Source organism: Streptomyces pseudovenezuelae, assembly GCF_001513955.1.
Lineage (GTDB): Bacteria > Actinomycetota > Actinomycetes > Streptomycetales > Streptomycetaceae > Streptomyces > Streptomyces pseudovenezuelae.
In genome coordinates this window covers 63,303-87,569 of sequence record NZ_KQ948154.1, presented here as the reverse complement: position 1 = coordinate 87,569, position 24,267 = coordinate 63,303, and the positions used below count along the sequence as shown (strand labels likewise).

The following is a 24,267-nucleotide window of genomic DNA, read 5'->3' as shown; positions in this document are numbered from 1 at the left end:
CAGCGTCGGGTTTGATGGGGACATGCGTACCACCACCCCCCTCCGACGCGCCCTGATCACCGTGACCGCGACCGCGGCCGTCGCTCTCACCGCGACGGGTACCGCGGTCGCGGTTCCCGTCTCCGGGACGGCCGCGGCACCCCACGCCGCCGCCCCCGCCGCCCTGCATCCCGTCGTCGAACTCGCCTCCGAACGCCTGGCCACCGCCGACCTGGTCGCCGCCGCCAAGTGGGGCACCGACAGCCCCATCGACGACCCCGCCCGTGAACAGCAGGTCCTCGACAACGTGGCCGCCCAGGCCCAGCAGCTCGGCGCCGACCCGGACGAGATCCGGGTGATCTTCCGCGACCAGATCGAGGCCAACAAGACCGTCCAGCGCGGGCTGTTCCAGCGCTGGACCGACCACCCCGACCAGGCGCCGACGACCAAGCCGGACCTGAGTGTCGTACGGCAGGAGATCAACCGGATCACCAGCGCGCTGGTCCAGTCCCTGGCCGACACCTCCGAGGACCGCGGCACCTTCGCGTGCCGCCCCGAACTGGCCCTGGCGGCCTTCCAGGTCCGCTACGAGAACCACCTTGACGGACTGCACACCCGCGCCCTGATCAGAGCCCTGCCCTCGATCTGCCGCAACTGACGGAGCAACAGCACGCTTTCAGGGGCGCGGGGAACTGCGCGACAAGCCACGACGGAGCCGCATCCGACGAACGACCTACCGCGGCACTTCCTGAATCGGCAACCGCGCCCCGCCCCGCAGGAACAGCGGAATCCGGTCCAGCGGTGCGTCGACAGTCACCGTGGTCCCACCGGCGTAGGTCTCCCCGGTCCACGCGTCGGTCCACTCGGCCCCCGCCGGAAGATACGCGGTACGGGCCGTCGCGCCGGCCGTGAGCACCGGCGCGACCAGGACATCCGCCCCGAAGAGGTACGCGTCGTCGACCCCCCAGGCCGCCTGGTCCTCCGGAAACTCCAGGAACAGCGGACGCATCGGAGTCAGCCCCTCCTCGTGGGCCTCCCGCATCACCCGGAGCACATAGGGCTTCAGCCGCTCGCGCAGCCGCAGGTACTTCTCCATGATCGCGCCGGCCTCCTCGCCGTACGACCACACCTCGTTCGGGCCCCCGGTCATGTCCGGGCCCAGCGGCATCCCCGGGTCGCGGAAGCCGTGCAGCCGCATCAGCGGGGACAGCGCGCCGAACTGGAACCAGCGGACCATCACCTCGCGGTACGCCGGGTCGTCCGGGTCGCCGCCGTGGAAGCCGCCGATGTCGGTGTTCCACCAGGGGATGCCGGACATCGCGGTGTTGAGACCGGCCGCGATCTGGTCGCGCAGGGTCGGGAAGTCGGTGCCGATGTCACCGGACCACAGGGCGGCGCCGTAGCGCTGACTGCCCGCCCAGGCCGAGCGGTTGAGGGTGATGACCTCCTCGCCCGCGGCACTCAGGCCCTCGTGGAAGGTGCGGGAGTTCTCGGCCGGGTACATGTTGCCGACCTCCAGACCGGGACCCGCCCAGTAGCGCAGGTTCTCCTGGAAGCCCGGCTTGAGCTCCGGCTCGCAGGCGTCCAGCCAGAAGGCCGTGATGCCGTACGGGGCGAGGTAGTTGTCGCGGGCCTTCGACCACATGAACGCGCGGGCCTCGGGGTTCGTGGCGTCGTAGAAGGCGACCTGGACGGTCGAGGCGACCCCCTTGTCCGGCCAGTCGGCGTGCGCCATCGGGCCGTACTGGGTGCCGATGAAGTACCCGCGCTGCTCCATCAGGGAGTGGTTCTCGCTGAGCGGAGACACCGACGGCCAGACGCTGACCACCAACTTGATGCCCAGCTCCTCCAGTTCACGCACCATCGCCGCCGGGTCGGGCCACTCGGCCGGGTCGAACTTCCACTCGCCCAGATGCGTCCAGTGGAAGAAGTCGCAGACGATCGCGGAGATGGGCAGCCCGCGCCGCTTGTACTCCCTTGCCACGGCGAGGAGTTCGTCCTGGGTGCGGTAGCGCAGCTTGCACTGCCAGAAGCCCGCCGCCCACTCCGGCAGCATCGGCGTACGGCCGGTCACCGCGCTGTAGCGGCGCTGGCCGTCGGCCGGGGTGCCCGCGGTGATCCAGTAGTCGATCTGGCGGGCCGAGTCGGCCACCCAGCGGGTGCCGTTGCGGGCGAGTTCCACGCGGCCGATCGCCGGGTTGTTCCACAGCAGGGTGTAGCCGCGGCTGGAGGCGAGGACCGGGATGGACACCTCGGCATTGCGCTGCACCAGGTCCAGGACCAGGCCCTTCTGGTCCAGCTTGCCGTGCTGGTGCTGGCCGAGCCCGTACAGCTTCTCGTCGTCGTAGGCGGCGAAGCGCTGCTCAAGGCGGTGGTGGCCGTTGCCGACCGCGGTGTACAGGCGCGAGCCGGGCCACCAGAAGTGGGCGCGGGCCTCCGCGAGGAGCTCGGCGGAGTCCTGGGTGCGCAGGAACCGGAGCTGTCCCTCGGCGTCGACGTGGACGGTCAGCGCGCCCACCGTCAACTGGGCCTCCCCGTCACCGATCTTGACCGTGCTCTCGGTGGCGGGCGGCTCGTCGAGCAGGGCGCCCGGCAGTCCCTCCAGGACCGGCCCGCCGAGCCGAGCCCGCACCCGCACCGCGTCCGGGCCCCACGGCTCGACGCGTACGGTCTCCTGACGGCCGCTCCACTCCAGCGCGCCGTCCCGCTCCCGGAACGTGCCGACGGTGGGCGACGACTGCGCGAGACTGACCTTGGGCTGGATTTCGGCAGACTGATTCACGAGGGGTGCTCCTGAAGGAATGCAGACAGGGGCGCGCCGCGCGGGCACGGAACGCGTGGTGTGAGGTGCGGGGATCCGGTGGATGACGTGTCAGGACACCGAAGGTGCCGGGCCAGTGCTCGCCCGGACCGTCAACTCGGGCTCGATCAGGACCACTTCGTCCTCACCGCGGCCCTCCAGCTTGGCGACCAGCCGCTCCAGGGCGTGCCGGCCCATCTCCTGGGCGGGGATGGCCACCGACGTGAGCCGCACCGAGGCCTGCACGGCGACCTGTTCGGGGCAGATCGCCACCACGGAGACGTCCTCGGGGATGGCCCGGCCCTGCTGGCGCAGCAGCGCTAGCAGGGGTTCGACGGCCTGTTCGTTCTGCACGACGAAGCCCGTGGTGGACGGACGCTCGTCGAGGACGCGGGCGAGCGTCACGGCCATCGCGTCGTACCCGCCGTCGCACGGCCGGTGCAGCAGTCGTACGCCCAACTCCTGGGCGCGCGACCGGAGTCCGTCCAGCGTGCGCTCGGCGAAACCGGTGTGCCGTTCGTAGACCGCGGGGGCCTCGCCGATGACAGCGATGTCGCGGTGGCCGAGCTTCGCGAGGTGCTCGACGCACAGTGCGCCGGTGGCCCGGAAGTCGAGGTCGACGCAGGTGAGCCCGGAGGTGTCGGCGGGCAGGCCGATGAGCACGGACGGCTGGTCGGTGCCGCGCAGCAACGGCAGCCGCTCGTCGTCGAGTTCGACGTCCATCAGGATCATCGCGTCGGCGAGCCCGCTGCCGGTGACACGGCGTACGGCGTCGGGGCCCTCTTCGCCGGTGAGCAGCAGGACGTCGTACCCGTGCGTCCGTGCGGTGGTGGCCACCGCGATGGCGATCTCCATCATCACCGGCACGTACATGTCGGTGCGGAGCGGGATCATCAGCGCGATGATGTTCGACCTGCTGCTGGCGAGGGCGCGGGCGCCCGCGTTCGGGTGGTAGCCGAGTTCGCGGATGCTCTCCTCGACCCGCTGCCGGGTGCCCGTCGAGATGGACCGCTTGCCACTGAGGACATAGCTCACCGTGCTCGCCGAGACTCCGGCGTGCTGGGCGACCTCGGCGAGGGTGACCATCCAGCTCTCCAAGCTTTGTGAAGCGCTTCGACAGTGCGCAGTGCGAACAGGTGCGGGTGGGGGTGGTTCGACAGTAGCTCCCCCGGGAGTGGGTGTCCATAGGTTGTCGAAGCGCTTCGACACGGACTCGGGGGCCTCTGCCGCCCAGGGGCGGGACCGACCCCGGCGAACCCGGCCCGGCCTGCCCGTTACCCGCCGCGCCGAGGTGCGGCCTCCTGCCTACCACGACCGCCCCCGAGGAGCCATGGAACGAACGTGCCGCCCTTCGGGACGGGTGGTGGGGGTGGGGGTCGTGAGGCCGGCGCGGGGCGGCAAGGGTAGGTGCCGTCAGGCCGGCGTGCGTGGGGCCCGTGGGCGGCTGGGACAGGTGACGCCAGGTCGACGTTCGTGGGTGCTCGCCGCGCGGGGGCCGGTGACTGTCAGGTTGGCAGTGGTGGGGCGCTTGGGGCGGTACGGGTCGGTGGCCGCGAGGGGTTGGCGTGCGTGGGGCTCTCGGGGCGGCAGGGGTGGGTGCCGCCAGGACGCCGTTCGTGGGTGCTCGCTGAGCGGAGGCCGGTGACTGTCGGGCTGGCGACGGTGAGGGCCTGGGGCGGCAGAGAGCGGCGGGCTGTGAGGTCGGCAGGCGTCGGGGTGAGGTTGGCAGAGGTGGGGGGTTTGGGGCGGCAGAGGCCGGTGGCTGGGAGGTTGGCACGCGTCGCGCCCTCGGGGCGGCAGAGGCGGGTGCCGCCAGGCCGGCGTTCGTGGGTGCGCGCCGAGCGGGGGCCGGTGGCTGTCAGGTCGCTGGTGGTGGGGAGGGGCGGCGCAGGCCAGTCGCCGTGAGGCCTGCGCGCGTCGGGCCCCCGGCGCGGCAGAAGCCGGTGCCGTCAGGTCGGCAGAGGGCGGCGGACGTGGAGCGGCCGAGGCCGGTGGCTCTCAGTGCGGCGTCGGCCGGGCGGACGCCGGGGCGCCTCCGTCAGGGCGGCAGCGGTGGGGCCCTCGGAGCGGCAGCAGAGGGGGCTCGCGGGACGGCGGAGGCCGGTGAGCATCAGGGTGGCGCCCCCGGGCCGGATGCCGTGTCGCGTTCCGTCGACATGGGCCGAACGGCCGCGCGAGGGGTGGTGGCCTCGCCCCGGATCAGGTACATACGATCGGGTAGCACCCGTCGGTAACCATACGACCCCCAAGATCCCCTTTCACGACGAGGTGAGCCTGATGTCCGCACCGTCCACCAAGCCCGTCGTCACCGAGCGCGAGGCCCGCGAGGTGGCGGAGGCCGCCCGGGAGCAGGACTGGCGCAAGCCCAGCTTCGCCAAGGAACTGTTCCTCGGCCGGTTCCGGCTCGACCTCATCCACCCCCACCCGATGCCCCCCGAGGAGGACGCCCGGCGCGGCGAGGAGTTCCTCGCCGAACTCCGCGACTTCTGCGAGACCAAGGTCGACGGCGCCCTCATCGAGCGCGAGGCCCGCATCCCCGACGAGGTCGTGGGCGGCCTCAAGGAACTCGGCGCCTTCGGCATGAAGATCGACACCAAGTACGGCGGCCTCGGCCTCACCCAGGTGTACTACAACAAGGCGCTGGCCCTCGCGGGCTCCGCGAGCCCCGCGATCGGCGTGCTGCTCTCCGCCCACCAGTCGATCGGCGTACCGCAGCCGCTGAAGCTCTTCGGCACCCAGGAACAGAAGGAGAAGTTCCTGCCCCGGTGCGCCCGCACCGACATCAGCGCCTTCCTCCTGACCGAACCGGACGTCGGCTCCGACCCGGCCCGCCTCGCCACGACGGCCGTGCCCGACGGGGACGACTACGTCCTCGACGGAGTGAAGCTGTGGACCACCAACGGCGTGGTCGCCGACCTCCTCGTCGTCATGGCCCGGGTCCCGAAGTCCGAGGGCCACAAGGGCGGCATCACCGCCTTCGTCGTGGAGACCGACTCACCCGGCATCACCGTCGAGAACCGCAACGCCTTCATGGGCCTGCGCGGCATCGAGAACGGCGTCACCCGCTTCCACCAGGTCCGGGTCCCGGCGGCCCACCGCATCGGCCCCGAGGGCGCCGGCCTCAAGATCGCCCTGACCACCCTCAACACCGGCCGCCTCTCCCTGCCCGCCTCCTGCGTGGCCGCCGGCAAGTGGTGTCTGAAGATCGCCCGCGAGTGGTCCACGGCCCGTGAACAGTGGGGCAAGCCGATCGCCCACCACGAGGCCGTCGGCTCCAAGATCTCCTTCATCGCGGCGACGACCTTCGCCCTGGAGGCCGTACTGGACCTGTCCTCCCAGATGGCCGACGAGAACCGCAACGACATCCGCATCGAGGGCGCCCTCGCCAAGCTCTACGCCTCCGAGATGGGCTGGCTCATCGCCGACGAACTCGTCCAGATCCGCGGCGGCCGGGGCTTCGAGACCGCCGAGTCCCTCAAGGCCCGCGGCGAGAAGGCGGTCCCCGCCGAACAGGTCCTGCGCGACCTGCGCATCAACCGCATCTTCGAGGGCTCCACGGAGATCATGCACCTGCTGATCGCCCGCGAGGCCGTCGACGCCCACCTCTCGGTCGCCGGCGACCTCATCGCCCCGGACAAGTCCCTCGGCGACAAGGCGAAAGCCGGCGCGAACGCGGGAGTCTTCTACGCCAAGTGGCTCCCCAAACTGGTCGCCGGACCAGGCCAACTTCCGAACTCCTACAGCGAGTTCAAGCGCGAGGTCGACCTCTCGACGCACCTGCGCTACGTCGAACGCACGGCCCGCAAACTCGCCCGCTCCACCTTCTACGCCATGTCCCGCTGGCAGGGCCGCATGGAGACCAAGCAGGGCTTCCTCGGCCGGATCGTCGACATCGGCGCCGAACTCTTCGCGATGAGCGCGGCCTGCGTCCGTGCCGAACTGCTCTACACCACCGAGCCGCACGGCCGTGAGGCCTACCAGCTCGCCGACGCCTTCTGCCGCCAGTCCCGGCTCCGCGTCGAGGAACTCTTCGGCCGCCTGTGGAACAACACCGACGACCAGGACCGCAAGGTCGTCAAGGGCGTGCTCTCCGGCACCTACACCTGGCTGGAGGACGGTGTCGTCGACCCCTCCGGCGAAGGCGTCTGGATCGCCGACGCGACCCCCGGCCCCTCCGAGAAGGAGAACGTCCACCGGCCCGTCCGCTGACCCCGCACGACAGCGCGCCCCCCGAGAGGGGGACGCGCTGTCCCCACACACCGTCCTTACGGCAACAATGGAGGGATGAGCGACAGTCCAGCCCCCCTCGCCGACCCGCACCTCGTCTACGACCCCGTGGCGGGCGACGGACCCAAGGACGTGGTGATCCTCGGTTCCACCGGCTCGATCGGCACCCAGGCCATCGACCTCGTGCTGCGCAACCCCGACCGGTTCCGGGTGACCGGCCTGTCCGCCAATGGCGGGCGCGTGGCGCTCCTCGCCGAGCAGGCGTACCGGCTGAGGGCGCGGACCGTCGCGGTCGCCCGCGAGGACGTCGTACCACAGCTGCGCGAGGCCCTCAGCGGCCTCTACGGCACCGCCGAGCCCCTCCCCGAGATCCTCGCGGGACCGAACGCGGCCACGCAGCTCGCCGCCTCCGACGCGCACACCGTGCTCAACGGCATCACCGGCTCCATCGGACTCGCCCCGACCCTCGCCGCCCTGGAGGCGGGCCGCACCCTCGCGCTCGCCAACAAGGAGTCGCTCATCGTGGGCGGCCCGCTGGTCAAGGCCCTCGCCAAGCCGGGGCAGATCATCCCCGTCGACTCCGAGCACGCGGCCCTCTTCCAGGCGCTCGCCTCCGGAACCCGGGCCGATGTGCGCAAGCTGGTCGTCACCGCGTCCGGCGGCCCCTTCCGCGGCCGTACGAAGGCCGACCTCGCCCAGGTGACCGTCGAGGACGCCCTCGCCCACCCCACCTGGGCCATGGGTCCGGTCATCACGATCAACTCCGCGACCCTCGTCAACAAGGGGCTGGAGGTCATCGAGGCGCACCTCCTCTACGACATTCCCTTCGACCGCATTGAGGTGGTCGTGCATCCCCAGTCGTATGTCCACTCGATGGTTGAGTTCACGGACGGATCCACGATCGCCCAGGCGACGCCCCCCGACATGCGCGGGCCGATCGCCATCGGTCTCGGCTGGCCCGAGCGCGTCCCCGACGCGGCGCCCGCCTTCGACTGGAGCAAGGCGTCGACGTGGGAGTTCTTCCCGCTCGACAACGACGCGTTTCCTTCGGTCGGCCTTGCGAGACACGTGGGACAGCTCGCGGGCACGGCCCCGGCGGTGTTCAATGCCGCCAACGAGGAGTGCGTCGAGGCCTTCCGGGCCGGCGCACTGCCGTTCAACGGGATCATGGAGACCGTGACCCGGGTGGTGGACGAGCACGGCACCCCGCGCGGGGGCACCTCGCTCACCGTCGCGGACGTCCTCGAAGCGGAGACCTGGGCGCGGACCCGGGCCCGGGAACTGACGGCACAGACGGCGGAGGCCCGTGCATGACGACCCTGATGTTCATCCTCGGCATAGTGCTCTTCGCCTTCGGCCTGCTGGTGTCGATCGCGTGGCACGAGCTGGGGCACCTGTCCTTCGCCAAGCTGTTCGGCATCCGCGTGCCGCAGTACATGGTCGGCTTCGGACCGACCGTCTTCTCGCGCAAGAAGGGCGAGACGGAGTACGGCATCAAGGCCGTCCCCTTCGGCGGCTACATCCGCATGATCGGCATGTTCCCGCCCGGCGACGACGGCCGCATAAGCGCCCGCTCCACCTCGCCCTGGCGCGGCATGATCGAGGACGCCCGCTCGGCCGCCTTCGAGGAGCTCCAGCCCGGCGACGAGAAGCGCCTCTTCTACACCCGTAAGCCCTGGAAGCGCGTCATCGTCATGTTCGCGGGCCCCTTCGCGAACCTGATCCTCGCCGTCGCCCTGTTCCTCACGGTCCTCATGGGCTTCGGCATCTCCCAGCAGACCAACACGGTCAGCTCGGTCTCCAAGTGCGTGATCGCCCAGAGCCAGAACCGCGAGGACTGCAAGGCCTCCGACCCGGCCTCCCCGGCCGCGGCGGCCGGCCTCAAGGCGGGCGACAAGATCATCTCGTTCAACGGCGTGCGGACCGACGACTGGAACAAGCTCTCCGACCTCATCCGCGCCAACCCCGACAAGACGGTCCCGATCGTCGTCGAGCGCGACGGCAAGGACGTCACGCTCACCGCGAAGATCGCCTCCAACCAGGTCGCCAAGAAGGACTCCAGCGGGCAGTACGTCCAGGGCGAGTACGTCACCGCCGGCTTCCTGGGCTTCAGCGCCGCCACCGGCATCGTCAAGCAGGACTTCGGCGACTCGGTGGTGTGGATGGGCGACCGGGTCGGCGAGGCCGTCGACTCCCTGGCCGCCCTCCCCGGTAAGATCCCGGCCCTGTGGAACGCGGCCTTCGGCGACGCCCCGCGCGAGCCGGACTCCCCGATGGGCGTGGTCGGCGCGGCGCGGGTCGGCGGCGAGATCTTCACCCTCGACATCCCGCCGACCCAGCAGCTGGCGATGGCGTTGATGCTGGTGGCGGGCTTCAACCTCTCGCTCTTCCTCTTCAACATGCTCCCGCTGCTCCCCCTGGACGGCGGCCACATCGCGGGCGCCCTGTGGGAGTCCCTGCGCCGCAACCTGGCCAAGGTCCTCAAGCGCCCGGACCCGGGCCCGTTCGACGTGGCGAAGCTGATGCCGGTGGCCTATGTGGTGGCAGGGATTTTCATCTGCTTTACAATCCTCGTTTTGATCGCGGATGTAGTTAATCCGGTTCGCCTCAGCTGAGAATCGGTCATCTTCTGTCGCTTGGGATAATGTCGCGTCTTTCACTCGTCTGACTCGGACGAGTGAAAGACGAGGCTTGTCGCTACGACGTAGACGCGGACTTCGTACGTTTGTTGCTGTTCATGGGTGACCCCAGCGGTGCGCCAACACCCTGGGGTCTGGCCAGTCTCGAAGGGACTGACATGCAGCAAGGTACTGCGCCGTGCGCAGAAGGCAAGGGCAGGGACTCCAAGTCGATCGCTGTCGCCGCGTACATGCGGGTCTCAACAGCGGAACAGAGAGGCAAGTACGGAATTCCGGCTCAGGCCGACGCCATTGGGGCGTTCCTGGAGAAGCGGCCGACGTGGAGACTCGTAGGTTCCTGGGAAGATCCCGGTGAATCAGGTTCCACAGATTCCAGGCCTGGGCTCGATAAGTTGCTCACGGAGATCTCCGCAGGTCGGGCAGACGTCGTCGTCGTGCACAGCCTCGACCGTCTGGGGCGGACCGGAGCCGCCATCTGGCGTTGCATCTGGCAGGTGCAAGATGCCGGGGCAGAGGTCGAGTGCTGCAACCAGGTCCTGGGGGAACGGGGCCTGGACAGATGGCTCACGATCGACCGCCTCGCGCAGACTGTGGAAGCTGACTACCAGCGCATCGTCGCGCGTACGCAGGCGGGTCGACAGCTCAAAGCGGTCGATGGAGGCTGGCCCGGTGGTCCGGCTCCCTACGGATACAGGATCAGCGGGAAGGGCGCCTTCGGCTCGGCTCTCGAAGTCGATCCGGCGGAGGCGGCTGTGGTGAAGCTTCTGGCCGATCTCGTGATCGAGGGCGGTCGCACCGTCAGGGACATCGCCGAGGAGCTGAACCGGCGTGGGATTCTCACCCGCAGCGGAAAAAGCTGGACAACGACGAACCTTCATCGGCGGCTGAAGAGCGCAGCCTTTCTCGGACAAGCCGTCTTTCGCCGCTCCGATCAGCAATGGGGTGGCCATTGCACCAGGCTTGACGGCTCCGGACGACCCCTGCACGGCGAGAGCGTAGTGATCCCGCTGCCTCCGATCCTCCCGGCGGACCGGATCCGTGCGGTTCAACAAGCCCTGGCAGAGTTCGCCCGCCCGCGCAGGATTCCTGTGGGGGAGTACCCGCTCACCGGGCGAATTCATGGGCCGTGCGGACTGCCCTACGTCGGGTGCTTTCGCGGCGACGGCGTGCGTACCTACCGCTGTTCGGGATGGCAGGCAACCGAGCCCTGTGGCTGTGTCTTCCTGCGCGCCGACCATGTCGAGGAACTGGTGGCGCGGCATGTGAACGCCCTGCTGGCCTCCACGCCTCTTCGTGATCGGCCGATGCTGCCGGCTTCCCCCCAGGCGCAGAGGCGGCTGCTCCTGCACGCCGAGCGGGTGAGGTCCCTGAAGCGGCTTGTCGCGCAGTGTGATGGGGAACTGGACGGACTGAGGCGCCAGGCACGGCACAGCCGTGTCATCGCCGCTGCGGTGCGGCAGCTCGAAGCTGACAAGGGAGCGTTGGAGCGAGTCTTGGCTCATGCACAGGACTGGCTGGAGGAGCTGGAGACCAGAGTCAGCAGGGATGATCGAGTCGCGGCAGTCGTGGGGGCAGCCGCTCCGGACAGCCAGGCTCTCTTGCCCTCGGAACAGCGGTGCCTGCTCGAGTCGCTCAAGGTGCGAGTCGACATCGCGGACCCGGAGTTCCGGTACCGCGAGGGGACGAAATGCATGACGATGCAGTGGCACGAGGGCTCTGGCACACCTGTTCCTCCCGACCCCACAGACAGCCTGTGGCCCCGCGTCGAGGAGTTGCTCCGCTCCAGGTACCGGCCCCACCATTTCCGTTCGCCGCTAGATCTGCGGGCGGCCCTTTCGGGGATGCTTCATCGACTGCGCACGGGCATCCTGTGGCGTGATCTTCCGGAGCGTTTCGGCGACCCTGGGAAAGTCCGGTTCCGGCAGCGAACCTGGTTGGCGGACGGTGTGTGGGCGGAGATCGTGGAGATCCTCAGCGAGGTGGGAGAGGGCGCTCCTGTACTGAGCCACGCAACCGCTCCGCCCCTGTCCATCAGCTCGGGTCCCATCGCTGTGCGGCAGCCGAATGTCTCGCTGGGTACCCGCGCTGTTGACCCGGCGGGAATCTCCTAGTCATACGGCGTTCGAGGCGGCCCGGTGTGTTGCATGCCGGGTCGCCTTCCAATGAGTGGGTTTGACGCCTGTGATGTGCTCGCGCCCGGGTCGGTGCCGTAATCTCGAAGCCTGGAGCCCGCCGCTGACGGGACCTGGGCCTTGATCCACGACTTGGGGTTGCACAGCAGATGACTGCGATTTCTCTCGGCATGCCGTCCGTTCCGACCAGGGTTGCCGAGCGCCGCAAGAGCCGGCAGATCCAGGTCGGGTCTGTGGCGGTCGGCGGCGACGCCCCCGTCTCCGTGCAGTCGATGACCACGACGCGTACGTCCGACATCGGCGCCACCCTCCAGCAGATCGCCGAGCTCACCGCCTCCGGCTGTCAGATCGTGCGGGTGGCCTGCCCCACGCAGGACGACGCGGACGCCCTGTCCACGATCGCCCGCAAGTCGCAGATCCCGGTGATCGCGGACATCCACTTCCAGCCCAAGTACGTCTTCGCGGCCATCGAGGCGGGCTGCGCCGCGGTTCGGGTGAACCCCGGCAACATCAAGCAGTTCGACGACAAGGTCAAGGAGATCGCGAAGGCCGCGCGCGACCACGGCACCCCGATCCGCATCGGCGTGAACGCGGGCTCCCTGGACCGCCGGCTGCTCCAGAAGTACGGCAAGGCGACGCCCGAGGCGCTCGTCGAGTCGGCCCTGTGGGAGGCGTCCCTCTTCGAGGAGCACGACTTCCGCGACATCAAGATCTCGGTCAAGCACAACGACCCGGTCGTCATGATCGAGGCGTACAAGCAGCTGGCCGCGCAGTGCGACTACCCGCTCCACCTCGGCGTCACGGAGGCGGGCCCGGCGTTCCAGGGCACGATCAAGAGCGCGGTGGCGTTCGGCGCCCTCCTCTCGCAGGGCATCGGCGACACCATCCGGGTGTCCCTGAGCGCTCCGCCGGTCGAGGAGGTCAAGGTCGGCAACCAGATCCTGGAGTCCCTGAACCTCAAGCAGCGCGGTCTGGAGATCGTCTCCTGCCCCTCCTGCGGCCGTGCCCAGGTCGACGTGTACAAGCTGGCCGAGGAGGTCACGGCGGGCCTGACCGGCATGGAGGTCCCGCTGCGCGTCGCGGTCATGGGCTGCGTGGTGAACGGCCCGGGCGAGGCCCGCGAGGCCGACCTCGGCGTCGCCTCCGGCAACGGCAAGGGCCAGATCTTCGTGAAGGGCGAGGTCATCAAGACCGTCCCCGAGTCGAAGATCGTGGAGACCCTCATCGAGGAGGCCATGAAGATCGCCGAGCAGATGCAGGACGCGGGCGTCGAGTCGGGCGAGCCGTCGGTGTCGGTCGCGGGCTGACGAGGGGCCTTCCAAACGCCGGTCCGGGCAATCCCAGCCCGTCCGGCGTTTGAGGACGAGGCCCTTCGGGCCGAAGCGGGGTCTGGGGCGCAGCCCCCAGGACACCGGGCACCTCACAGGCAACCGGCACCTGAACACGGCTCGGCACGGCTCAGCTTCCGCAGGTACAGTGCGGAGATCAGCAGACCCCAGTGTGAGGCCCCGCCCGTGTTGACCCAGACGACCTCCCGGGTCCTCGAACCGAGCGACCTGGACGCCGCGCTCGCCATACTCGACCGCGATCCGGTCGCGAACGCCTTCGTGACCTCGCGGGTGCAGGTCGCCGGCCTCGACCCGTGGCGGCTCGGCGGCGAGATGTGGGGCTGGTACGAGGACGGCATGCTCACGTCCCTCTGCTACGCCGGCGCCAACCTGGTCCCGATCTGCGCGACGCAGCGAGCCGTCCGAGCCTTCGCCGACCGGGCGAGAAGGGCCGGCCGCCGCTGCTCCTCCATCGTCGGCCCGGCCGAACCCACCGCGCTGCTCTGGCGTCTGCTGGAACCCAGCTGGGGCCCGGCCCGGGACGTCCGCTCCCACCAGCCCCTCATGGTCACCGACCGCATGCCCGCCGACATCGCCCCGGATCCGTACGTCCGCCGCATCCGCAAGGACGAGATGGAGACGATCATGCCGGCCTGCGTGGCGATGTTCACGGAGGAGGTCGGCGTCTCCCCGCTGGCCGGCGACGGCGGCCTGCTCTACCAGGCCCGCGTCGCCGAACTGGTCGGTTCCGGCCGCTCCTTCGCCCGCCTCGACGAGCACGGCAAGGTCGTCTTCAAGGCGGAGATCGGCGCGGCGACCGACCGGGCCTGCCAGATCCAGGGCGTGTGGGTGGCCCCGGAATACCGGGGCAGGGGAGTGGCCGCGCCAGGGATGGCCGCGGTCCTGCGCTACGCCCTCGCGGACGTGGCCCCGGTGGTCAGCCTCTACGTCAACGACTTCAACACGGCGGCGAGAAGGACGTACACGAGGGTGGGCTTCCAAGAGGTGGGCGCGTTCATGAGCGTCCTCTTCTGAACCCGCCTGCCTGTACGCTCCCGGCATGGACCTCGTCATCGGCCCCCTAGACCTGTCGGCCCACGTAGACGAGGCGCTAGCCGTCCAAGCCGTCGCCTTCGGCCTCGGCGCCGACGAGGTGGCGGTCCGCCGTCAGATCGTCCTGCGCCACATGACCTACCCCGGCGCGAGAGCCCTCGGCGCGACCGTCGGCGGTTCCCTGGTCGGCTTCGTGTACGGCATGCCCAACGACCGTACCCACTGGTGGTCCACCGTCGTGGAGCCCTACCTGCGCGCCCGGCACAACGAGCTCTGGCTCGACAACTCCTTCGTGATCACCGAGCTCCACGTCCACCCGCACCACCAGAACCGCGGTATCGGCCGCACCCTGATCACCACCATCACCGACAGCGCCGCCGAGCCCCGTTCGATCCTCTCCGCGATCGACACCGACAGCCCGGCCCGCGGCCTGTACCACTCGCTCGGCTACCAGGACCTCGCCCGCCAGGTCCTCTTCCCGAGCGCCCCGAAGCCGTACGCCGTGATGGGCGCCCCGCTGCCGCTGCGCCGCCGGTAACGGATTTCCACCGGCCCAGTGCCCCCGGCTAACCTCCTAGCCATCACCCTTTCCCGGCAGGAGTACGAGAACCATGGCGAACGCACCGGTCCAGCGCATGTCCCAGTTGATGGCGAAGACGCTGCGCGACGACCCGGCGGACGCCGAGGTCCTCAGCCACAAGCTGCTGGTGCGCGCGGGGTACGTCCGCCGTACCGCCGCGGGCATCTGGAGCTGGCTGCCGCTCGGCAAGAAGGTGCTGGCCAACGTCGAGCGCATCGTCCGTGAGGAGATGGACGCGATCGGCGCCCAGGAGGTGCTGCTCCCCGCCCTGCTGCCGCGCGAGCCGTACGAGGCCACGGGCCGCTGGGAGGAGTACGGCGCCGAGCTGTTCCGGCTCCAGGACCGCAGGGGCGGCGACTACCTCCTCGGCCCGACCCACGAGGAGATCTTCACCCTGCTGGTGAAGGACCAGGCGTCCTCCTACAAGGACCTGCCGGTCATCCTGTACCAGATCCAGAACAAGTACCGGGACGAGGCCCGCCCGCGGGCCGGCGTCCTGCGCGGCCGTGAGTTCCTGATGAAGGACTCCTACTCCTTCGACACCGAGGACGAGGGCCTGGCCCAGTCCTACGCCCTGCACCGCCAGGCCTACCAGAGGGTCTTCGAGCGCCTGGGCCTCGACTACCGCATCTGCGCCGCCACCGCCGGTGCGATGGGCGGCTCCAAGTCGGAGGAGTTCCTGGCCCCCGCGGAGGCCGGCGAGGACACCTTCGCCGACTGCCCCAACTGCGACTTCGCGGCCAACACCGAAGCGATCACGTACGAGTTGAAGCCGGTGGACGGCACCTCGGTCCCCGCGCTCGAAGAGATCCCCACCCCGGACACCCCGACCATCGAGACCCTCGCCGCCCACCTCGGCGTCGAGGCCGCCGACACCCTCAAGAACCTGCTCGTGAAGGTCGACGGCGAGATCGTGGCCGTCGGCGTGCCCGGCGACCGCGAGGTCGACCTGGGCAAGGTCGAGGCGCACTTCGCGCCCGCCGCCGTGGAGCTGGTGACGGCGGAGGACTTCGTCGGCCGCCCCGACCTCGTCCGCGGGTACGTCGGTCCGCAGGGGCGGGGCGAGAAGGTGAGGTACATCGCCGACCCGCGGGTGGCGCCCGGCACCTCCTGGATCACCGGCGCCAACAAGGAGCACACGCACGCGAAGAACGTCGTCGCCGGCCGGGACTTCGAGGTCGACGAGTACGTCGACGTCGTGGTCGTCCAGGAGGGCGACCCGTGCCCGAAGTGCGGCACCGGCCTCAAGCTGGACCGCGCCATCGAGATCGGCCACATCTTCCAGCTGGGCCGCAAGTACGCCGACGCCCTCAAGCTCGACGTCCTCGGCCAGCACGGCAAGCCGGTCCGTGTGACCATGGGCTCCTACGGCATCGGCGTCTCCCGCGCGGTCGCCGCCCTCGCCGAGCAGTCCGCAGACGACAAGGGCCTGTGCTGGCCCGCCGAGGTCGCCCCGGCCGACGTGCACGTCGTCGCCGCCGGCAAGGCCCTGCAGATCGAACTGGCCCTCGACGTCTCCGAGAAGCTGCGCGCGGCGGGCCTGCGGGTCCTCGTCGACGACCGCGCCGGTGTCTCCCCGGGCGTGAAGTTCACGGACTCCGAGCTCATCGGCGTACCGAAGATCCTGGTCGCGGGCCGGCGTTCCGCCGAGGGTGTCCTGGAGCTCAAGGACCGTCGCACCGGTGAGCGCGAGGAGCTGACGGTGGACGAGGCGATCGCCCGTCTGACCGCCTGAGGGAAACCGGCACAGGGTGAGGCGGCGTACGCGAGCGCCGCCTCACAGCCACCCGGCGAACTCCAGCAGCAACTCGGCGTCCCGGGGCCGTCCCACCCGCAGGGCCCGGACCCCGGACTCCACGGCCCGGAACAGCGTCCAGCCCCGCAGCCGTTCCTGGTCCACCTCCAGCGACTCCGCGAGCCGCTTGATCCGTCGCCGGGTCGTGGCCGCTCCCGACGATGAGGCGATCAGGTCCTCCACCCGGTCCCGCACCAGCCGGGCCAGGTCGAACGCGCACTCGCCGACGACCGGGTCGGGCCCGACGGCGAGCCAGGGAGCGCGCGCCCCGGAGAGCACCTTGCTCTGCCGGAACGTGCCGTGCAGCAGCCGCCTCTCCGGGGGCGCGGCCAGCAGCGACTCCCGTGCGTCGAGGGCCGCGCTCACCAGTGCGGCCACCTCCGCGGAAGCACCCCGCATCGCCTCGGCCTGCCGTCCGGTCCGCTCGGCCACCGTCTCGAAGACATGGTCACCGGGCGGCTCCACCCACAGCCGCCGCAGGGTCCCGGCCGCCTCCAGCAACGCCTTCGCCTCCGGCAGCGACCGCACGGAGACATCGGGATGCAGCCGTTCGAGCAGCAGCACCCCCTCGGCGGCGAAGGGCTCCAGCAGCTGTACGGCCCCCCGGCCGTCCCAGTGCGCGAGAGCCGCCCGCTCGCTCTCGGGCCGGGCGCGGGGCGGCGCGAGCTTGAGCACGGCGGGTGTCCCGTCGGACCGCCGCACGAGCACGACGAGGCTGCTGCGCCCGCCGGGCACCTGGACCCGCTCCACGCTCAACTCGCGCTGCGCGACGGCCTGTCCGGCGGTGTCGGGCAGCTTGTCCACCCAGTCGTCGGCGTCCGGCACGCTCTCGTCGAGCGCCCGCACCAGCCGCTGTGGTGGTTCGAAAGCCATGCGCGAGTCGTTCCCTTCCAGTACCGCGTTACGCCGTGGGGCCCGCCTGGGAAAGCGAGGCCGAGGAGGAGGGCGAGGCCGTGGTCGCCCGCTCGGCGAGCCCAGGGAAGGCTACGCTCTCGCCGCGCCAGCGCACCGCCCGCACCGCGGCCTCCCGCAGCGCCTCGGCGGCCGTGCCCCGCCGCTCGCCCCCGGTTGCCCGCACCACGTCGGAGTACACCCCGGCCACCCGGTCCTCCAGGTCGGCGGCGAGCCGTACCGCCGCTGCCGGGTCCGGCACCGGGAAGGGCAGCGCGTACGCCGCCGCTGCGGGCGCCGGCCTCTCGCCCAGATCCCGTACCGCGCGCGCCAGGGCGTCCCGGCGGGCCCGGTGGGCGTCATAGGCGGCCTTGGCCTCGGCGCGGCGGGCCTCGCCGATCCGGCCGCCGACGACGCCGTAGCCGTAGACGGCCGCGTGCTCGGCGGCCAGCGCCTTCTGGAGCGCCGCCAGCTCCTGCTTCTCGCTCATCGGGCACCCTCCGTCAGCAGATAGGCGTGCGCCGCGCCGGCCGCCGCGACCGAGGCCAGCAGCCGGGCCAGCTCGCCGGGCACGTCCAGCAGTGCCTCGGCGCGGCGGTCGGCGAGGGCCCGCTCGGCGGCGGCGAGCTGGGCGAGGGCGTCCTTCTCGGTCGCGGGAACCGTGGGCGGGGCGGACGCCGGGGGAGTGGCCGTGGGCGAAGGGGACGCCGTGGCGGTGGGCGAGGTCGTCCCGGCTCCCCCGAAGGCCGCCGCGTGCCGCACCGCCTCCGAGCGCAACGGGCCCAGCAGTGCCGTCAGCGTCGGATACGCGGCCAGGACGGCGTCGTACCGCTCGACGATCCCCCGACTGTCCCGAGCCGCCCGCACGCGGACCCGCTCGACGACGGAGGGACTGCCGGCGGTGCCCTCCTCGCCGTCTCCGGTCCCGTCGGAGCACCCCACGAGAAGGGCGCCCCCGGCGACCGAGGCGAGCAGGGATCTTCTGCGCGGCCCCGAGGGGACGCGCGGCGGAGGCGGGTACGGCACGGCAAACGTCCTCAGGAAGCTCGTACGAACATACGGGCGGGAGGTCGGGCCCGCCGGCGATCACGGTACCCGCGCATCCGATGTCACCTGGACGGCAACACCCTCCGCGACCGGATACCCTTTGACCAGACACGCGACCTACCCACAACAGCACACGCGGCCGAGGAGTCACCCGGATGAGCACCACCCAGAGCGAGAGGCTGCGAGAGCTCCTGGAACCGCTCGTCACCTCTCAGGGCCTGGATCTCGAAGAGATCGCAGTGGACTCCGTAGGGCGAAAGCGAGTGCTGCGCGTCGTCGTCGACTCGGACACCGGTGCCGACCTGGACCAGATCGCCGATGTGAGCCGCGCGCTCTCGGCGAAGCTCGACGAGAACGACGCGATGGGCGCGGGGGAGTACACCCTCGAGGTCGGCACCCCGGGCGCCGAGCGCCTCCTCAAGGAGCACCGCCACTACGTGCGCGCCGTGGACCGGCTGGTGAAGTTCCAGCTGACCGAGGGCGGCGGGGAACTGGTCGCCCGGATCCTGAAGGTCGACGACGAGGGCCTGGACCTGGAGGTGCCCGGTGTGAAGGGCCGCAAGGCCACCGCACGCCGGCTCGCCTTCTCCGACGTCGACAGGGCGCGCGTGCAGGTCGAGTTCAGCCGCAAGGACAAGAACGAAGAGGAGGCGTAGCCGTGGACATCGACATGAGTGCCCTGCGGGGCTTGGTGCGGGAGAAGGAGATCTCCTTCGACCTGTTGGTCGAGGCGATCGAGTCGGCCCTCCTCATCGCCTACCACCGCACCGAGGGAAGCCACCGCCACGCGCGCGTGAAACTCGACCGGGACTCCGGGCACGTGGTCGTGTGGGCGAAGGAGGACCCCGAGGACCTCGAAGAGGGCCAGGAGCCCCGGGAGTTCGACGACACCCCGTCCGACTTCGGCCGTATCGCCGCCACCACCGCCAAGCAGGTCATCCTGCAGCGGCTGCGCGACGCCGAGGACGACGCGACGCTCGGCGAGTACGCGGGGCGCGAGGGCGACATCGTCATGGGTGTGGTCCAGCAGGGCCGCGACCCGAAGAACGTGCTCGTGGACATCGGCAAGCTGGAGGCCATCCTGCCGGTGCAGGAGCAGGTGCCCGGCGAGACCTACCCGCACGGCATGCGGCTCCGGTCGTACGTCGTCCGGGTGGCGAGGGGGGTCCGCGGTCCGTCCGTCACCCTGTCCCGCACGCACCCCAATCTGGTGAAGAAGCTCTTCGCCCTGGAGGTGCCGGAGATCGCCGACGGGTCCGTCGAGATCGCCGCGATCGCCCGCGAGGCCGGTCACCGCACCAAGATCGCCGTACGGTCCACCCGTTCGGGCCTGAACGCCAAGGGCGCGTGCATCGGACCCATGGGCGGCCGTGTGCGCAATGTCATGGGCGAGCTGAACGGTGAGAAGATCGACATCGTCGACTGGTCGGACGACCCGGCCGAGATGGTGGCGAACGCCCTCTCACCGGCCCGCGTCTCCAAGGTCGAGGTCGTGGACATGGCCGCCCGCTCCGCGCGGGTGACCGTCCCCGACTACCAGCTTTCCCTGGCCATCGGCAAGGAGGGCCAGAACGCCCGCCTCGCGGCCCGGCTCACCGGCTGGCGGATCGACATCCGCCCGGACACCGAACAGGCCGGCGAATGACCTCGGTGAACTGCGCCGAGGAATAGATCCAAGCCGTCGGTGGCTTAGATCACGACAACAACCGTTCGATCCCTGCCCCCAAGGGGTGAGGTCGGTACGGGGAGGTAGACTTAAGAGTGTCTGGCCGGACGCACGCCCGCGCATGCCCTGAACGAACCTGTGTGGGATGCAGGCAGCGAGCGGCCAAGACCGATCTGCTGCGCATCGTGGCGATCGAGGACGCATGCGTCCCTGATCTTCGCGGTACGCTGCCCGGCCGGGGTGCGTACATCCACCCCGCCCTGGTCTGTCTCGACCAGGCGGTACGCCGCCGGGTGTTTCCGCGGGCGTTGCGCGCCCCGGGAGCGCTCGACACAAAGGCGTTGCGCCAGTACGTCGAGCAGACAGACAGTTGCTGAGCAGGCAACACCGTAAGAAGCGTCGCGCGGAACCCCCGTGCGGCCCAGGTACCCCGCGAGTTGGAAGTAGGTCGAGATTGCGATGAGCACTCGATGAGCACGCGATGAGTACGCCCATGAAGTAGCGACGGTCCGGCCGCAACCCGGACCTAAAAGGAGCGAAGTGGCTAAGGTCCGGGTATACGAACTCGCCAAGGAGTTCGGGGTGGAGAGCAAGGTCGTCATGGCCAAGCTCCAAGAACTCGGTGAATTTGTTCGTTCGGCTTCCTCGACGATCGAGGCGCCCGTCGTACGCAAGCTGACAGACGCCCTCCAGCAGGGCAACGGAGGCGGCAAGCCCGCCCCCGCACGCAAGGCTGCCCCGGCTCGTCCGGCAGCCCCCTCTCCCGCGCAGGCCGCCCGTCCGGCCGCCCCGCGCCCGCCGGCCCCCAAGCCGGCCGCCGCCGAGCAGCCCGCGGCTCCCGCCGCGCCGGCCGCCTCCGGCCCCCGTCCCACTCCGGGCCCGAAGCCCGCGCCGCGGCCCGCCCCGGCGTCCCCGGCTCCGACCACGCCCGAGTTCACGGCGCCGCCGTCGGCTCCCGCCGCGCCGGCTGCCTCCCAGGGCCAGACGGCCCCCCAGAGCCAGAGCCAGGGTTCCACCGCGCGTCCGGGTGCTCCTCGTCCGGCCGGCCAGCAGGCCCCGCGTCCGGGCGCCCCGCGTCCGGCCGGCGGTCCCGGCCAGGGCGGTCAGGGTCGCGGTGACCGCGGCGACCGTCCCGGCGCTCCGCGTCCGGGTGGCCAGGGCGCACGTCCCGGTGCTCGTCCGGCCGGTCCCCGTCCGGGCAACAACCCCTTCACCTCTGGTGGCTCCACCGGCATGGCGCGCCCGCAGGCGCCCCGTCCGGGCGGCGCCCCGCGTCCCGGCGGCCAGGGTGGCCCCGGTGCTCCCGGCGGCGCTCCGCGTCCGCAGGGTCAGGGCCAGGGCGGTCCCCGTCCCCAGGGCGCTGCGGGCGGTCCCCGTCCGCAGGCTCCGGGCGGCTCCCGTCCCAGCCCGGGCGGCATGCCCCGTCCGCAGGGCGGCGGTCCTCGTCCCGGCGGTGGCCCCGGCGGCGCGCGTCCCAACCCCGGCATGATGCCGCAGCGTCCTGCTGCCGGTCCGCGTCCCGGCGGCGGTGGCCCCGGTGGCCGCGGTCCCGGTGGCGGCGGTCGTCCCGGTGGCGGCGGCGGTCGTCCGGGTGGCGGCGGCTTCGCCGGTCGTCCGGCCGGTCCCGGTGGCGGCGGTGGCGGTTTCGCCGGTCGTCCCGGCGGTCCCGGTGGCGGCGGTGGCGGTTTCGCCGGTCGTCCCGGCGGTCCCGGCGGTGGCGGCGGCGGTCGTCCCGGCTTCGGTGGTCGTCCCGGTGGTCCGGGTGGTCGTGGTGGCACGCAGGGCGCCTTCGGTCGTCCCGGCGGTCCCGCGCGTCGCGGTCGCAAGTCGAAGCGGCAGAGGCGCCAGGAGTACGAGGCCATGCAGGCCCCGTCGGTCGGCGGCGTGATGCTGCCTCGCGGCAACGGACAGTCCGTCCGCCTGTCGCGTGGTGCCTCCCTCACCGACTTCGCGGAGAAGATCGGCGCCAACCCGGCGTCGCTCGTCGGCGTGATGATGAACCTCGGCGAGATGGTCACTGCCACGCAGTCCGTCTCCGACGAGACGCTGAAGCTCCTCGCGGACGAGATGAACTTCGTCCTCGAGATCGTCAGCCCCGAGGAGGAGGACCGCGAGCTGCTCGAGTCCTTCGACATCGAGTTCGGCGAGGACGAGGGCGGCGAGGAGTTCCTCGTCGCGCGTCCGCCGGTCGTGACCGTCATGGGTCACGTCGACCACGGCAAGACCCGCCTCCTCGACACCATCCGCAAGACGAACGTCGTCGCGGGCGAGGCCGGCGGTATCACGCAGCACATCGGTGCGTACCAGGTCACGACCCAGGTCAACGACGAAGAGCGCAAGATCACCTTCATCGACACCCCGGGTCACGAGGCGTTCACCGCCATGCGTGCCCGTGGTGCCAAGTCGACCGACATCGCGATCCTCGTGGTGGCGGCCAACGACGGTGTGATGCCCCAGACGATCGAGGCGCTGAACCACGCCAAGGCGGCCGACGTGCCGATCGTGGTCGCGGTCAACAAGATCGACGTCGAGGGTGCCGACCCGACCAAGGTGCGCGGTCAGCTGACGGAGTACGGCCTCGTGGCCGAGGAGTACGGCGGCGACACCATGTTCGTCGACATCTCCGCCAAGCAGGGCCTCAACATCGAGAGCCTGCTGGAGGCCGTGGTCCTCACCGCGGACGCCTCGCTCGACCTGCGGGCCAACCCGGAGCAGGACGCGCAGGGTATTGCGATCGAGTCCCGTCTCGACCGCGGCCGCGGTGCCGTCGCGACCGTCCTGGTCCAGCGAGGCACCCTGCGGGTCGGCGACACCATGGTGGTCGGCGACGCGTACGGCCGAGTCCGCGCGATGCTCGACGACAAGGGAGACAACCTGGAAGAGGCGGGTCCGTCGACTCCGGTCCTCGTCCTCGGTCTCACCAACGTCCCGGGCGCCGGCGACAACTTCCTCGTCGTCGACGAGGACCGTACGGCCCGTCAGATCGCCGAGAAGCGCGCCGCTCGTGAGCGGAACGCCAACTTCGCCCGCCGGGGTGTCCGGTTCTCCCTGGAGAACCTGGACGAGGCCCTCAAGGCCGGTCTGGTGCAGGAACTCAACCTCATCATCAAGGGCGACGCGTCCGGTTCGGTGGAGGCTCTCGAGTCCTCCCTGCTCCAGCTCGACGTCGGCGAAGAGGTCGACATCCGCATCCTGCACCGCGGTGTCGGTGCGGTCACGGAGTCGGACGTCGACCTGGCGATGGGCTCGGACGCCATCGTGATCGGCTTCAACGTGCGCGCCGCAGGGCGTGCCGCGCAGATGGCCGAGCGCGAAGGCGTGGACGTCCGCTACTACTCGGTCATCTACCAGGCGATCGAGGAGATCGAGGCGGCCCTCAAGGGCATGCTCAAGCCGGAGTACGAAGAGGTCGAGCTCGGCACGGCGGAGATCCGCGAGGTCTTCAAGTCGTCCAAGCTGGGCAACATCGCCGGTGTCCTGGTCCGGTCGGGCGAGGTCAAGCGCAACACCAAGGCGCGCCTCATCCGCGACGGCAAGGTGGTCGCGGAGAGCCTCACCATCTCCGGTCTGCGTCGCTTCAAGGACGACGTCACCGAGATCCGCGAAGGCTTCGAGGGCGGTATCAACCTCGGAAACTTCAACGACATCAAGGTCGACGACGTCATCGCGACGTACGAGATGCGCGAGAAGCCGCGCGGCTGATCCGCACAGCACGCGATCGGGGCCGGTCGGCGGACGTAATATCCGTCGATCGGCCCCGGCCGTTGCGTGTACGGTTCCCGTATCGGCGTCGACGCGGCGCCCGTACCCCGAACCGGCGGGACATCCGGACACACATGTATGTGGGGACTCTGTCCTTCGACCTGCTCCTCGGTGACGTGCACTCGCTGAAGGAGAAACGCTCTCTCGTCCGTCCGATCGTGGCCGAGCTCCAGCGCAAGTACGCGGTGAGCGCGGCGGAGACGGGGAACCAGAACCTCCACCGCAGGGCCGAGATCGGACTCGCGGTGGTCTCCGGGGACACGGGACACCTCACCGACGTACTGGACCGCTGCGAGCGGCTGGTCGCCGCGCGGCCCGAGGTGGAGCTGCTCTCGGTTCGACGCAGGCTCCACAGCGACGAAGACTGA

General features: G+C 70.6%; 19 protein-coding genes. 14 read left to right on the top strand and 5 right to left on the bottom strand.

Annotated elements, in window-relative coordinates; translation table 11 throughout:
* The first annotated feature begins 22 nt into the window (after positions 1-22).
* Positions 23-637, top strand: a complete 615-nt coding sequence (locus AQI94_RS38985) for a chorismate mutase (protein ID WP_031039084.1) — start codon at positions 23-25, stop codon at positions 635-637.
* A gap of 75 nt (positions 638-712) precedes the next feature.
* Here the strand turns inward: AQI94_RS38985 and AQI94_RS38980 are convergent, their stop codons facing one another.
* Together AQI94_RS38980 and AQI94_RS38975 are read right to left on the bottom strand one after the other, a co-directional pair.
* Positions 713-2,761, bottom strand: a complete 2,049-nt coding sequence (locus AQI94_RS38980; RefSeq protein ID WP_031039087.1) for a glycoside hydrolase family 31 protein — start codon at positions 2,759-2,761, stop codon at positions 713-715.
* A 90-nt stretch (positions 2,762-2,851) separates the two neighbouring features.
* The gene (locus tag AQI94_RS38975; protein ID WP_031039088.1) at positions 2,852-3,865 is read right to left on the bottom strand and encodes a LacI family DNA-binding transcriptional regulator; all 1,014 of its coding nucleotides are present in this window, start codon (positions 3,863-3,865) and stop codon (positions 2,852-2,854) included.
* A gap of 1,191 nt (positions 3,866-5,056) precedes the next feature.
* Between AQI94_RS38975 and AQI94_RS38970 the strand changes: the two genes are divergently transcribed.
* From AQI94_RS38970 to AQI94_RS38935, 8 genes are all read left to right on the top strand, one after another.
* Positions 5,057-6,988 carry an acyl-CoA dehydrogenase family protein gene (locus tag AQI94_RS38970; RefSeq protein ID WP_031039091.1) on the top strand — a complete coding sequence of 644 codons (1,932 nt, stop codon included), beginning with the start codon at positions 5,057-5,059 and terminating at the stop codon, positions 6,986-6,988.
* Between the two features lie 75 nt (positions 6,989-7,063).
* Positions 7,064-8,320, top strand: a complete 1,257-nt coding sequence (dxr, locus tag AQI94_RS38965) for a 1-deoxy-D-xylulose-5-phosphate reductoisomerase (protein WP_031039094.1) — start codon at positions 7,064-7,066, stop codon at positions 8,318-8,320.
* Positions 8,321-8,328: 8 nt separating this feature from the next.
* Complete coding sequence (locus AQI94_RS38960; RefSeq protein WP_107064212.1) at positions 8,329-9,621, top strand: M50 family metallopeptidase; 1,293 nt, start codon at positions 8,329-8,331, stop codon at positions 9,619-9,621.
* 182 nt (positions 9,622-9,803) lie between these two features.
* Positions 9,804-11,756 carry a recombinase family protein gene (locus AQI94_RS38955; RefSeq protein ID WP_158806167.1) on the top strand — a complete coding sequence of 651 codons (1,953 nt, stop codon included), beginning with the start codon at positions 9,804-9,806 and terminating at the stop codon, positions 11,754-11,756.
* A 170-nt stretch (positions 11,757-11,926) separates the two neighbouring features.
* Entirely contained in the window at positions 11,927-13,084 is a 1,158-nt protein-coding gene (gene ispG / locus AQI94_RS38950; protein ID WP_031039102.1) for a flavodoxin-dependent (E)-4-hydroxy-3-methylbut-2-enyl-diphosphate synthase, read from the top strand.
* A gap of 207 nt (positions 13,085-13,291) precedes the next feature.
* The gene (locus tag AQI94_RS38945; RefSeq protein WP_031039105.1) at positions 13,292-14,140 is read left to right on the top strand and encodes a GNAT family N-acetyltransferase; all 849 of its coding nucleotides are present in this window, start codon (positions 13,292-13,294) and stop codon (positions 14,138-14,140) included.
* A 25-nt stretch (positions 14,141-14,165) separates the two neighbouring features.
* Positions 14,166-14,696, top strand: a complete 531-nt coding sequence (locus tag AQI94_RS38940; protein WP_031039108.1) for a GNAT family N-acetyltransferase — start codon at positions 14,166-14,168, stop codon at positions 14,694-14,696.
* 73 nt (positions 14,697-14,769) lie between these two features.
* Positions 14,770-16,473, top strand: a complete 1,704-nt coding sequence (locus AQI94_RS38935; RefSeq protein WP_031039111.1) for a proline--tRNA ligase — start codon at positions 14,770-14,772, stop codon at positions 16,471-16,473.
* Between the two features lie 42 nt (positions 16,474-16,515).
* Here the strand turns inward: AQI94_RS38935 and AQI94_RS38930 are convergent, their stop codons facing one another.
* The 3 genes from AQI94_RS38930 to AQI94_RS38920 are packed head-to-tail and all read right to left on the bottom strand — an operon-like array spanning position 16,516 to position 18,450.
* Positions 16,516-17,406, bottom strand: a complete 891-nt coding sequence (locus tag AQI94_RS38930) for an aminoglycoside phosphotransferase family protein (RefSeq protein ID WP_031039114.1) — start codon at positions 17,404-17,406, stop codon at positions 16,516-16,518.
* A 28-nt stretch (positions 17,407-17,434) separates the two neighbouring features.
* Positions 17,435-17,914: a ferritin-like domain-containing protein gene (locus AQI94_RS38925; protein WP_062230252.1), complete on the bottom strand. Its 480-nt coding sequence runs from the start codon at positions 17,912-17,914 to the stop codon at positions 17,435-17,437.
* Positions 17,911-18,450: a hypothetical protein gene (locus AQI94_RS38920; RefSeq protein ID WP_062230250.1), complete on the bottom strand. Its 540-nt coding sequence runs from the start codon at positions 18,448-18,450 to the stop codon at positions 17,911-17,913. The genes AQI94_RS38925 and AQI94_RS38920 overlap by 4 nt, the downstream gene beginning before the upstream one ends.
* A 176-nt stretch (positions 18,451-18,626) precedes the next feature.
* On the opposite strand from AQI94_RS38920, the gene rimP reads away from it, so the two are divergent.
* The 5 genes from rimP to AQI94_RS38890 all read left to right on the top strand — a co-directional run bounded on the left by rimP (position 18,627) and on the right by AQI94_RS38890 (position 24,267).
* Positions 18,627-19,127 (top strand): ribosome maturation factor RimP, encoded by a 501-nt coding sequence (gene rimP, locus AQI94_RS38915; protein WP_031053431.1) that lies wholly within the window; start codon positions 18,627-18,629, stop codon positions 19,125-19,127.
* Between the two features lie 2 nt (positions 19,128-19,129).
* A complete protein-coding gene (gene nusA, locus AQI94_RS38910) occupies positions 19,130-20,116 on the top strand; it encodes a transcription termination factor NusA (RefSeq protein ID WP_031053429.1) in 987 nt (328 codons plus the stop codon).
* Between the two features lie 116 nt (positions 20,117-20,232).
* On the top strand, positions 20,233-20,514 hold the full coding sequence (locus tag AQI94_RS38905) for a YlxR family protein (protein WP_078902860.1): 282 nt from the start codon (positions 20,233-20,235) through the stop codon (positions 20,512-20,514).
* Between the two features lie 163 nt (positions 20,515-20,677).
* A complete protein-coding gene (gene infB / locus AQI94_RS43680) occupies positions 20,678-23,839 on the top strand; it encodes a translation initiation factor IF-2 (protein ID WP_079062581.1) in 3,162 nt (1,053 codons plus the stop codon).
* Positions 23,840-23,973: 134 nt separating this feature from the next.
* On the top strand, positions 23,974-24,267 hold the full coding sequence (locus AQI94_RS38890; RefSeq protein WP_031052658.1) for a DUF503 domain-containing protein: 294 nt from the start codon (positions 23,974-23,976) through the stop codon (positions 24,265-24,267).